We start from the raw sequence: 13,144 nt of genomic DNA, 5'->3' as shown, positions 1-13,144 counted from the left end.
TGTCACCCCGGCCTCAGTGCCGGGGGCGCCTTACACAGTACATTTGAAGGAATCTCGATGACCCCCGAGAACATGAAAAAGGTCGTCGATCTCTGCAACCAGATTTCGAACATCACCTACGAAAACTTGACGAAAATCATCCGTCTGGAACAGACGGGGAGCGCCACCGGCGCCCGCAAGCTTGACGATAGCGACCAGAATGATATCGATTCCTGGATGGGCGGGGGCACCTGCTTCAGCATGACATGGCACCTGTACCAAACGCTTACGGATATGGGTTTCAAGCCGCGTCTTGTGATGGGCCACAAACGCAAAGAGCGCAACATCCACTGCGCGCTTATCTTGCCCGATCCCGATTCTAATGTCACTCTGGAGGCACATAGTGCCGATAGAGCCCATAATGGATCCTATCGGTCGTTACACTCCCTCCAGGATGACAAAAGCAACCTTTTTTCCCGGTCTGTCTCCCCGGCCACCGTGCCGGGGTCGGTTCTCTCGTCTAACTCATACCTCCTCGACCCCGGTTACTTGATTTTCGACCCGCTCCAGATGCCGCTCCCGCAGCCGTTCGGCATAGGCGAAGCATTTTTCCCGCTTTCCCCGAACTGCGTGCGCCTCGTGCGCCCGACGCTCGAATCGATGGAACTCTGGACAGGTGGCGCTGGCGCCCCGATGAAGCTCCGTTTCGAGTACCCCGTCGAAGGAGTCTCCGTCGAAGAATTTAAGCACCACTGGAACGAGAGTTTCTACCGCGAAATGATGACCTACCCGGTCTTGAACCGCCTTGACCGCGAAAAGGGCATCCAGTATTACTACCAGAAGGGAAACCTCGTCGTTCGCAGCAGCACAGGCTCGCAAATGAAGCGCATTGAGCCAGCCGACCGCGTGCAAACCCTCAGCGACATTTTCAAATTGTCGCCCTCCGTCATCGAGCAGGCCCTCCAGATTCTTGAGAAAAAGCACTAATAAATAAGCTTGGCATTTGCCCCCAAATTTTCTATCTTTGCGCGCGAAAATCGAGGTTTTTGCGACGTTTTCCGCATTTTGCGGTTATCTTGAGCGGCTCCGCGCATCTAGTCCAACCATTTGCGTCTTGCGGGCCTCACGGGTGTGTTTATGGAAGATGTAATAAACAATAAAAAACTTAACGCGATGGGGACGGCGAGTATCCCGAAGATTGTCATGCAGTTTTCGGTCCCTGCCATCATCAGTATGCTCGTCGAAGCGCTCTACAACATTGTGGACCGCTATTTCGTAGGCCAGGGCGTCGGTAGCCTCGGCATCGGCGGCATCACCATCTGCTTCCCGATTGCCCTTTTCATTATGGCGATGTCCATGATGGTTGGCGTGGGCGGCAACACGCTTTTTGCCATCCGTCTCGGCGAACGCAAGTACCAGCAGGCAGCCATTATCCTCAACAACTCCTTTGTATTGCTCATCATTATGGCGGTGAGCTCCTTTACGCTCGGCCAGATTTTCATGGTGCCGCTCCTCAAGCTCTTTGGCGCAAGTGACCAGCTTTTGCCTGTGGCTTCGAGCTACATGCGCATCATCTTGTGCGGTGCGATTTTCCAGACGATTGTCCCCGGCATGAACCACTTTATCCGCAGTATGGGCCACCCGAAAACAGCCATGACCCGCGTGATGATTGGCGCTGGCAGTAACGTGATTCTAGACTGGCTTTTCATCATGAAGTTCAACTGGGGCATTGAGGGCGCTGCTTGGGCGACTGTCTTGAGCCAGTTCATCGGCGGCCTTGCCGTGATGCAGTTCTTCGTGAAAAAGACGACGCCTATCAAGGTCAACCGCCGTTACATGAAGCTCCGCCTCCCGTATGTGCGCAAAATCTTCATTCTTGGCCTTCCGCCGAGCATTATGCAGATTAGCAACAGCCTTTTGAACGCTATTTTGGCGCGCAGCCTCACATCGTATGGCACACGCGACTTGCCGATAGTGAACGGTATGACGGGTGGCGACCAGGCAATTGCCGCATTCGGAATCCTGATGAGTATCGTCTCCATGATTGTTTTGCCACTCATGGGCTTTGTGACGGGCTCTCAACCGATTATCGGGTACAATTACGGTGCCAAGTACAACAACCGTGTCCGCGACACGCTCAAGTTCACCATGCTCTATGCTACCGCTTTCATCGTGATTGCGTGGATTCTCGTGATGACGAATACGCTTGCGTTTGTGGCACCTTTTGTGCCGAACGACCAAAACATGCAGCAGCTCACGTGCAAGGCTCTCCGCACGTTCATTTGCATGATGCCGTTTGTACCGCTTGGTATGGTGTCGGGTAACTTTTTCCAGGGAACGGGCAAAGCTTGGCGTTCGATGTTCCTAAACGCTTGCCGTCAGCTCATTTTGCTGATTCCGTTCTTGTTGATTATGCCGCGCTTCTTCGGGCTTCGTGGCGTGTTCATGGCACAGCCCATTGCAGACTTTGTGACGGCCTTCATCGCCATCATCATGCTCCGCGCCGAACTCAAAAACATCCCGCGCATTTAAGGCGCGGCGCTTCTCGCCGCATTTACCCTGCTGTGTTGAGCAGTCCATCGCTTTCGGCGATGAGCTCGTTCATCTGCGTGACTTCGGTGCCCTGGCGTGACACAAGCCCAATGGAAATCGTTACTGGGATTCTCGAATCCATCCATGAGAATATGTGGCGTTCAATGACCAAACGCATTTTCTCGGCGCGCTTCGTGGCGTCTTCGGGCGAAATCCCATTCATGAGGAGCAGGAACTTTTCTCCCTCGTAGCGTGCGAGCAAATCCGAATCGCGCTTCTCATCGTTCAAGATCCTGGCGACTTCCTTTAAAATTAGGTCGCCGCACATTTCACCGCAGGATTCCGTCAGACGCTTGAATTCATCCACGCGAATCATCGCCACATGGATAAATGCGTTTCCGCGGCGGGCGCATACAAGTTCTCCTGCCGAGCGGTCCATAAACGCCTGGCGGTTCAGAACTCCCGTCAGTTCGTCCATCGTCGCTGCTTCGTACAGTTCGCGGCTAAAAGCTTCTTCGCTTTGATCCTTGTAGGCGACCTTCAAGACCATCTTGCCAATCTGGAGCCTGTTGTCCGAATCGAGAATTTGCTTATTTATATAGTTACCGTCGACGAACGTTCCGTTCGTGCTGCCGAGGTCTTCGACCGTCACACTCTGACCGTCAAACGTGAGTGCGCAATGCCTGCGGCTTACCAGTTCGTCTTCAAAACGGATGTCGGCATCTTGCCCACGACCGAGCACCACGGTCCCTAATTCGAGCGGAAGCTCTGCGAACTCGCTTTGCGGGTACAGCACTATCAAGTGCGGGTGAACGACCATCGGTTTTAAAATTTCCATAAAATCCCTTGTTAATCCCGCCCCAAATATAGGACCTTTTGCAAAAGTCGTCCTTGCTCTCGACACTGTCCTCCTCTACTCCGAGCGGGAATCCCCACCCTCTAACCACTAATTCTATAATACGGCTATGATACAGCTTACATCACATCTTTTGTAAAATCTTTTGTTACAAAGTCTTGTTTGTAAAAATACACTTACAAACGATGTTGAAAATTTGTGAATAGAGCTGTGGATTTCCTTATATAAATTTTTTTTCACATGGATTTAAAAGAAAAAATTCCGTTTTTTTATTTAAAAAAGTAGATTTCGTTTCGGTGTAGTATATCGAGGAGGCTGTTCTTCTTGATGTGCAACGCGGTCAGAGAGAACCGAAAATGGAAAGAAAAACAATGAATAACAGAATCAACTCCTTAAAATGGTGGGTATTGGGCTGTATAATGCTCTTTGCCGGTGCGCAGAGTGCTTTTGCTGCATTGGCTTGTGAGGGCACTGTTTATTTCAAGCTGCCCGAAGGTTGGACATCTGCTTATGCTGTTGCCGGTGGACAAAAGGCTGAATTTGAAAAGAGCACCTTTGCTAACTGGCTCCAAGTTAGCGCCTCTAAAATCGGCGGTCCGAACTCAGCTAAGGGCTTTGTCATTGAAGAAACCGGTGCTAATGACTGTAATAGCGGTCATTGCGCAAGAAAAGACTCGATGAACGTCAAGTATTTGCAGATAAGCGATAACAGCGCTACTGCTTTTACTTGCTCCGATTTCGGTTCTGCAGGTGAATTGTGGATCTCCGCTCATCCGGATCCGAACAAGGCTAACATCACCTACATGAGCAAGACTCCTCCTGACGTCAAGTATTTCTACGTATTCTTGCCGAATAATGAAACGTGGAAGAGTGCTATTCCGCTGCTTGTTGAAGATGGCAAGGACCATGAATTGGAACTTGACGAACAGTGCGGTTGGTATTTTAGACGCTATATTGATGAAGCTCTCCCGTCCAAGGTCCTTATCCGTCGCGATGATGATACGGAAGTGAAGGAAGCTATCGGTAAGGATGGTGGCTGGCAGGTTGAAGGCACCGCTGCTGAACCGATCGGTTTGGAAGGCATGTTCGCTCTCTTTGATTCTGATGAACTTTTCTTTGTGGCTGACCCTGATGAAGCTACTAAGCTCCCGAGTGATGAAATGGGTTGGTACGACACCCGCCCGAATGTTGTTGGCAAGTGCAGCTACGATTTGGCCGCTTTGATTTACGATACCGACGCTTCTTTGCATGGTGCATTTACCTGCAACCCGGACTGGGCTCCTGGACAGACTCCTGCTCAGGCTCATGCTAACGCTTGCTATACTGCGTCTGCTAAGTATCAGGTTGCTTCTGCTGGTGGCGAAGTTCCGTGTATCGGTGTGACTAAGGGCATGGTGGAAAGCACTTTGCAAAGGGATGCTACCACAGGCAGAAAGAAAATGGTGCTTACTACTAAGGGTAAGAGCTGCTTTGGTGCTCAGGCAGAAGAAGCTTTCACGGCTATGTTTAACTACACCCCGGGCGTGAACGAAAAGTACTGCTTTAACATGACCTTTAATCAGGTTTCTGACGGTAAGTTTGAATTTGAATCCGATACCTACCAGAGCCCGGGTGCTCCGGTGGTGGGTGGCTTCTATCCTGCCGAAGAACCTCCTCTGGATTCTGGCATGACTCCGGGTGAAAGACCGGTGATGCTCTCTGCCCGTTTGGCTGCTGCTGAAAACAAGCGCAAGGCTGAAGGTCCGATTTTCTTCTGCGCTGACTATAATAACCAGCTTTCTAAGTCTCCGGATGGTCTCCGTACTATTCATGCGACTGAAGGTGTTGCTATGAGTGACCTCATTTGCAATGGCCCGGGTTGGGATGGCGGTATTGACTGCGAAGGTCTCTTTGCTGCTGGTGAAGAATTCAAGGATACTCCTGACGCTGCTCAAATTACGAAGAAGCTCGGCGTGACCTGGGAAGGTGACGGCTGGGGTTGGGGTTGCCCGAATATGGGACCTCTCGGCTGGACCTATTTTAAGGAAGGAACTGAAACTGTTGCTGGCAAGCTTGTCGAAAAGAATCAGGTTCCTACAGGTGGTGTTCCTCGTTGGACTTCTGGTGCTAGCGATTCCGAAGTTCTTACGAAGGGTGGCCGTAACCAGCACTTCTGCTTTGAATCTCATGCAAGCTTCCGCTTCAAGAAGGGCTTGAAGTTCAGTTTCCGTGGTGACGATGACATTTGGGTCTTTATTGATAACAAGCTCGCTGTGGACCTTGGTGGTACTCACCTTGCCGCTCCGGGTTACGTTGACTTGGATAAGTTCATGCCGGATGCCGATGTTGGTTCCAACTATGAGATCGATATCTACTTCTGCGACCGTCGTACGACGATGAGTAACGTCCATATCAAGACAAACATGTACATCCAGCAGACCACAGGCATTACTGATAAGAAGAACAATAAGGGTGAAGCCCATGCGGATTACATTGATAATGGTAACCAGCACTACTCTATTTGCTACAAGAAATCTAGTGCAAGCAACTGCGCTGCTGAAGTAGATCCGGCTGGTGGTGACAAGACGATGTGCGGTGCGGAACTCGCTGGTATGGAAATTAACTATGAACTTACCAAAGACCCGACCGGACAGGATCCGACCAAGGTTGTTCTTACTGTTGATGATTTAAAAGCTAATCCGAAACAGTATTTTGACGGCAAGAATTATGGCATAAATGTGTCCACTTCGTATGATCCGATTGTCAATAAGGATGTGTTGAAGAACTTCCTTCCTGCTGACACGTACTATTTGATCATCCGCATTGGTAATGATTTCAAGGCTATTACGATTGATGTTGTCGGTCAGCTTGGTGTTGCGAATCGTACCGCTGTCGTTGTGGACGATATTGGCAACCATAGCCTCCCGTATGAATTTATCGAACGCAAGATGGCTGCTGTTCCGAAGGATGGCGCTGTGGATGTCGAACAGCTCGTTCCGCTCTACATTGCCGCTCTCCGCGATCCTTGCTCTTCTCCTGATTGCACGGATCCTCTCGAAATGCAAGCCTCTACAGGTAGCTACTCTTTGAGCTCTTCTAATGCTAATGCAGTCTTCTACGAAATGAAGAATGGCAAGCTTTCCCAGATTGCTAATCCGGGTGCATCTCGTGAAGTGAATGATGGTATCGATACGGTCTATGTGACGATTCTCGCTCGCTCCATGGGTACAAAGTTGGAAGACTCTGTCTCTGTGAACGTGGTGGGCAGCACTCGCACTGCTAAGGTCAAGTTCTTCGTGCCGCAGCTCGTCTTTGTGGATGGGCCGACTTCGACGAACATTGTTTCCTCTGACCCGTCGGACACGACGCGTATGAAGGGAGCTATGGAAAAGTTCTATGTCTTAGCTCTAAATCCTGATGATACTCCCTGTGGCGAAGCTTGCAACTTTATGCTCGCTCAGGGTGGTGAAACTTCTGCCGGTCTTGATATGGTCAGCGGTGAAATTATCAATGGTCGTGGTCAAGTTGTGGTTACATCTTCTCAGGTTTATGTGAGCCCGAAGACCGCTACGCTTGATGTAAGCCTTGCTGGTGCAGGTAACGTGCATGCACTTTACACGAACTTGCAGTTCCAGGAACCGGCTGTTCCGTTACCGCAGTTTGCTGACATTTACGACGTTCATGGTAAGGTCTCTGACATGGCGATGAATGTTGATGCTCCGTACTTTGACGCTGCTAAGGAATACCTTGATGGTATCGGCGACTCCCTCGTTGTCTACTACCATCGTCCGTTCCATAAGGACTCCCTCCCGAATAAGATTGAAGTCTTTTGGGAAAATGAAACGGATTCCGTGGTCTTTGAAAAGGCTGAAATCGAAGCTGGAGCAGCTTGCAATACCGCAAATGTCGAACCGGATTATTGCGAACCTCTCATCAAGCTTGGTAGCAAGAACCTCTCCAAGGACATAAAGACTAGCGGTATTGGTGAAATCAGATCCTGGGCTACCTACAAGCCGACTCCGACAAGCGATGCAATTACGTCTGCTTTCAAATGCAATATCTATGATCGTATTGCTCCGGTGATCGTCTCTGCACTTGCTATGGCTGGCGAAACGGGTAAGAGTGTTGAACTGAAGGTTCGTTTCTCTGAACCGGTTAGGAAGACCACTGCTGGTGTTGCAGAAGGTGACAAGGTGTTCTCGTTCTTCATCAACAACGGCAAGACTCGTCATTACGAAGAATTTATCGATGTCGATCCAAGTATCAGCTATGGCGAACAGTATCTTGAAACCCAGAACATCCGTTATAGCCAGAGCTCTGCAGTATTCCCGCAGGCAGGTGACTACATCCACTTCAGAAGCTTGAATGGCGAAGGCTTGATTGCTGACCAGTCTGAATACGCTTCTGCTCCTGGTGCTGATTCTCTCCGCCCGGCTGAAGATGCAACCCATAACTGGAACGTTGCTCCTGGCTACGATGCTACGGACCGTCTCCCGTCTCCGTGGGTCCTCATTACTGGTGACGTTAGCTCTTATATCGTAAGACTCATTCCGAGTGCTAAGGGCGGTATTCCGACGAACCATACTCCGGCTGAAATCGAAAAGCTCCCGGTGTTCACGGTGATGACCTACGATGCTAACAAGAACGAAAATGACTTCAGAAAGGATATCCGCGCTGGTGGTGCTGGCTATGATGCATATGGTTATATTCCGCATGGCTGGTTTGTCAAGAGCGATATGGGTGCCTTGAAGGAATCTAAGGAAGAATTCGCCGATGCAGATCTCGCCAATATCTACTTCGACTACGAATTCCAGCTCTTCACGAACTTGGGTGGCGTTGTCGCAAATCAGAAGGGTCGTGTGTACTGCAACGACAAGGACCTCTTCGGTGGCAACTGCGTCAAGAATCGTAGAAACATCGTCCTTGTTTGGAACATGAAGTCCAACGATAACCGCATGGTGGGTTCCGGTGCTTACATCTCCAAGGTCAAGACTTTCGTTCAGCTTGATAAGTATGGCAAGAAGAACAAGCTTGAAAAGTCTGAAATGTGGGGTGTCCGTCACAACGCCAATGAAATTGGCAGCCTCCCTCCACTTGCGAATGAATAAAACGCACCTGTAAAGGTTTTAAAGCCTCCCCTTAGGGGGAGGCTTTTTCTATATTTCGAACATGCGAAAGATTTTAATTGCCCTTTCTTTATGCGCGATGGCTTGGGCCGGATCGCCAACTGATTTGGATTCCCTTTTCCGCGGTAACGAGTACAAGCCGACGCTTAATGCATCGCTCCGCGATACGACAAGCAATTCTGCTGTGCCTGCCAAGGTGACTGGCAAGAACGACAAGGCTGATGGTTACTACATGCTCCAGTTCGAAGCTGTCGGTGATTTTGATGCCGCTCAGAGACGCAAAGCCCAGCTTTCTGCAAGCACGGGTTACACCATTCAGGTGGTGTTCGATCCTCCGTTCTACAAGCTCCGTGGCGGTGGATGGACAAAGCGCAAGGTTGCCGAAGATAAGGCTCGCGAACTTTCCGCTTATAACATCAACGCATTTGTCGTCAAGCTTCGTTAAAGCTTGTCCAAACGCTTAAAGCACAAAGAGCAGGCTCCGCCTGCTCTTGTTTTGTATTTATACATTCTTGCCTTGTCACCCCGGCCTTGTGCCGGGGTCGCCATTGTCACACTGGAGGCGCCTACAGCACGCCTAGCATTTGCTTGATGCTGTGGTCGTCGAGCTTCAGGAGGGCGCGTTCCTCAGGGGGCACGTAAGCCATCTTGCGTTCGCTGTCGGGTCTACCGGAACGGTCGCGCAACACCACATTCTTGTTCGTGAGCGAGTAGAAGAACGGCCCCGTCTTGATAAACTGCTTCTGGTGCAGTGCGAGCTTGATCGCTTCACTTAGGATGGCGTTTATCTTGGTACTAGTACGTTCGACGTGGTGCCTCTCTAAAAGCCTCTGCAACAAAAGCTCGCCATGGATGGGCGTTTCGTTATCGACATAGAACTTGAGCTCTTCGATAATCGTGTCCATCGAAAGCTCCGTAATGGGCTTGCTGCTTGCTTCTGTCATCGCCGGATGCTTGACGCAGTACGGTTCGATTTTGGCTTCGGTGTGCGGTTCTGCTTCGTCGAGAGGAATGTCTTCTTGCGGTGGCGGTGCGACACTTTGCTCAATCGCAATAGTGGCAATCAAGTTTTCCTTTTCGTCTGCATTCGAGATGTTCCATAGCGGGAGCCACATGTTGAGGACCTTCCAGCCGAGTCTCGAAAGAGTGTTCGGGCGCGTGTATTCGCGGTCTTCGACGGATTCCTTGAACGGTGCGCAATTGCAATCGGTCTCGATAACGGCGAGAAAACGCTTGGAGTTGTTTGCATCGATGACGACCGGACCTATAGGAATATCGCCTTGAGCGATATAGTCCTTGTAGGCTATGGATTCGTTTTTGAAAACTTCTTTAATTTGTTCGTCGAGAACAGAACTTTGGACGTATGCAATAGTGTTTTCTGCTGTCGTTTTGCTCTTTAACGAGCTGACCCATTCTTGGAAAAGATTCAGCTTGGCATTGGCGAACTTGTCGGCATCTTCGTTCGTCATGAACAGGCTCAGGCTCTGTTTTGCAAGTGTTGTGCAAATCGAAAGCTTGCATGCTCCGGCGATGCTTGTCATGTTATCAATGTCGACACAGACGAAGATGACGTCGCGGTACAAGTCTATAGCGCGTTCAATCGTCTTTATATAGAACTTGTTTGTAAGATTCCCTTGCGTAAAGAATCTCGATGCGTTCGGGAACTTCTTCAGAAGGTTCTGGATGGCTTCTTCAATTTCGTTGCAAAGAGATTGGTTTGAGGCGAGAATCCCAAGTGTCTGGCTTGGGTTCTTTGTCGCATGTTGCACCGCCTTTTCGGCGATGGATGAAATCTTATCGCGAACGATTTTGAGCGACTGCAATTTGGCTGTTGGCAAATTGCTGTTCGGGAACTGCGCCATTTCGTTATTGTAGATTCTGCTATTGGCGAAACTGAATAACGACGGGTCTGCATATTGCATTGTGTAGCCGATGACGCGAGTGGGGATTCCCTTGCGCAGCGCAGCCGAAAGAACGTTGTCCTTGAAGAATATGGATTGCGAAGAGGTTTCCATATTGCAGGCATCCATTGGGAGCATTTCGAGCGTGGGCGCACAAGGATTGCCAAAGAGGATAATCTTCTTTGAGTTTAAAATTCCAGGCATCGCTTCGGCGATGGTCATGCAGTCGGCATCTAGGAATAACGTAACGTCGAATGAATCGAAATCTTGTTCGTAAGTTTGCGATAGCTTGAAACTACGGAGCAAGTCGGGATTCTTTTCAACGGAATCGTGAGATTCTCTAAAGTTAGCATTGCAGAACTGGTCCAAAAGTGTTCTGTATTGCTTGCCCTGCTGCTTCCTGTTCTTTGCGGAAGGGCTGAACAATTCCGGGCATTCTGCAGAGGCGGCTTGCATTTGGCGGTTCGTCCATGCGCGTGCAAATGCCATGGCGAGGTCTTTGCTTGCGTTCTTGGAACTCTTTACAAATTGTGCCAAGTTTTCACAGGGCGAATCGCAGATGTTTTCGATGTGCTCGCAAAGTTGCAAATAAATGTCTTGCGAATCCCAATATGTAGACCAGCATTCAATCTTGTCAATCCAGGAGTCGACCGTTTGAGTATCCATCGATTCGCTCAAGTTGAAAGACTTGCTGATGCTCTGGAGCTTCTTTTGCAGTTCTTGAGCGCTGATTTGTATCTTGTCCAGACTTTCGGCGAATTGTTTGAACAAGTGCCATTTGGAAAGCAACTGCAACAAGTAGTCGTGTTGTTCGCTATTCTTGATGCGTGCGCGGAACACGTAGTAATGGCGAATCTTGTCTGCCAAATCTTTCCAGTCGGTCTTTTCGTATTTCCAGTCTTTGCCGAACAGTCGGGCGGCGAGTACAGAAGAATCCGTGTACTTGCGCTTGTATTCCTGCATTTCGATAAGCTTATCGATTTGCTCCATGAGCATGTTATCGGAGGTGATGCTCTTGGGATCCTTGAATACGCTGAGCAGTTGACGCTTGGGTCTGCGGTAATGGTCCGAGAGCGCCTTGAGGGCGGAACTCAAACTTTGTTCAAATTCTTTGCGTGCGGCAAGGACGTTTGCTTCGATGGCGTCGTCGGTAAAGATGTCGGAACCCTTGCGACGGTAGCTGGACCAGCGGGCGCCTGCATTGGGCAAATCGTTGAGGTCGTCTTGATAGGCAATCCATCCGTTTGAATGGAGGTCCCAATCTTCGAAGCCGGGCATTTCCTTGTCAAAGTTTTTCTTGAAAATATTGACAAGTTCTAAAATGTCAGAAAGCTTGAATCCATCCAGATAGAGCTTGGACTTGTTGATGCTTGCGACAAAGGGCTTGATTGTTTCGACAAGAGCTTTAGCCTGAATCAAGTCTTCGCCAATCAGGTTCTTGCGCTCTTGCGATGCGGCTGGTCGTGTAACCCCTTCAAAGGCGTTGTAAATTTCGATGCCGTTTTCGTTGAAGAACAGCTGTTCCATTTGTTCCAGGCTAGAAAGCATGGACTTGAACTTTTTATAGCGAACGTCTTCGATATTCTCGAAAAGGTCGCTAGCAAACTTTGTCTTGACAGGTCTTAACTTTGCAATTTCGTCGAGCAGTTCTGTGAGTTTAGCGTCACTGGGCTTGAGCGGAAAATTGACGGCGTCGTAATAGGAGACGAGCTTTGCCCTTGTTTCGCTCAACTGCGTTTGAAGCGTGTCGCGGTCAGGACCTTGGAACGAACGGAATGGCGGTTTCCAGGCGTTTTCAAAATTGAGCTTGGAAATGGCACGGCGGCTTACCACACAAACTTTTTTCTTTTGCTGGATAAGGTCTGCGGTGATGTTGACAGCTGCCTTTGCTTTTTCTGATCCGGGGAGTGCTTGTATGGCAAAGGCAGAACATTTTGGATTGAGTGCGTCGATAACCGCTTTGTTTGTCTGCGAATCAGTCGTGTACGGGAAGTAATGATCCGCAGGGCTGTAAACGTGGTCGTAGGGGATTTCTTCAAAGAGCGATGGCTGCGGCATGAAGCCTTCATTGCCTATCGTTGCGATGAAGAAATCGTGGTTGGCGGCTTTGGCGGTTGTCCAGCATTCATTCGCCAGTTTCTTTTTGAGGAGAAGTCTGTTGGTGCTGTAGAACGTGACGCAGTAGCCGTTACGTGTAAATTTCCAGTCGGCTTTGGACGCAATCTTTTTTTCGAGTGCATCAAAAAATTTCTGGATGGCAAAATTCCCGTTCTTGAAAAAGTCGAGTGCCACCGGGAACTTGATTTCTTTATCGAGTGTCGGGAGCGCAATATTTTCTATGGGGACGCGTGCAGAAATCGAAACGGTATCGTGTTCGGCATCGTAGTCGAGCGGGATGAGGATCGCTGGAGCGAGGCTTTTTTCGCCCCACTTGATGAATCCCGTTGCGATGTACAAGTCCTGGTTGCAAAAGTCTTCGGTCTTTGCTTTGAGAACCTTGCGGAACTTGTCGAGGTCGGCGGCTTGCTTTTCCTCATCGTATTTTGCAGAGATGGGGAAGAATTGTGAAAGTGCGCGTGGGGAGGACTCGTTTTGCCATGTTTCAAAAAACTGGTCGCCATTGCCTAAAAGCAGTGGCGACTGGAATTTGTTTTTTTGCGAAAAACAGAGCAAGCGGTCTTTGCTTTCAAAGACTGATGCCTCTTCACGAATTTTTTCAATGGTTGCGGACACGGACGTTGATGCCATGTCATGAATATAAATTTTTTTTA

At 49.5% G+C, this 13,144-nt stretch carries 6 protein-coding genes; 4 read left to right on the top strand and 2 right to left on the bottom strand.

Translation table 11 applies throughout. From position 1 onward, the window contains the following. Positions 1-72: 72 nt before the first annotated feature. A complete protein-coding gene (locus BUC30_RS03545; protein WP_244536469.1) occupies positions 73-966 on the top strand; it encodes a hypothetical protein in 894 nt (297 codons plus the stop codon). A gap of 150 nt (positions 967-1,116) precedes the next feature. Then, the gene (locus BUC30_RS03540) at positions 1,117-2,511 is read left to right on the top strand and encodes an MATE family efflux transporter (RefSeq protein WP_073423548.1); all 1,395 of its coding nucleotides are present in this window, start codon (positions 1,117-1,119) and stop codon (positions 2,509-2,511) included. Positions 2,512-2,533: 22 nt separating this feature from the next. Here the strand turns inward: BUC30_RS03540 and BUC30_RS03535 are convergent, their stop codons facing one another. Next, complete coding sequence (locus tag BUC30_RS03535) at positions 2,534-3,349, bottom strand: GGDEF domain-containing protein (RefSeq protein ID WP_073423547.1); 816 nt, start codon at positions 3,347-3,349, stop codon at positions 2,534-2,536. 389 nt (positions 3,350-3,738) lie between these two features. On the opposite strand from BUC30_RS03535, the gene BUC30_RS03530 reads away from it, so the two are divergent. Beyond that, complete coding sequence (locus tag BUC30_RS03530) at positions 3,739-8,454, top strand: fibro-slime domain-containing protein (protein WP_244536468.1); 4,716 nt, start codon at positions 3,739-3,741, stop codon at positions 8,452-8,454. A 61-nt stretch (positions 8,455-8,515) separates the two neighbouring features. Then, on the top strand, positions 8,516-8,917 hold the full coding sequence (locus BUC30_RS03525) for an SPOR domain-containing protein (RefSeq protein WP_073423545.1): 402 nt from the start codon (positions 8,516-8,518) through the stop codon (positions 8,915-8,917). 121 nt (positions 8,918-9,038) lie between these two features. On the opposite strand, the gene BUC30_RS03520 is transcribed toward BUC30_RS03525, so the two are convergent. Further along, positions 9,039-13,121: a hypothetical protein gene (locus BUC30_RS03520; RefSeq protein WP_073423544.1), complete on the bottom strand. Its 4,083-nt coding sequence runs from the start codon at positions 13,119-13,121 to the stop codon at positions 9,039-9,041. Positions 13,122-13,144 lie beyond the last annotated feature (23 nt).

Origin of the sequence: Fibrobacter sp. UWB7, from assembly GCF_900142945.1 — a bacterium.
Lineage (GTDB): Bacteria > Fibrobacterota > Fibrobacteria > Fibrobacterales > Fibrobacteraceae > Fibrobacter.
The sequence above is the reverse complement of the archived record's forward strand: the minus strand, read 5'-3'. Positions and strand labels throughout refer to the sequence as shown.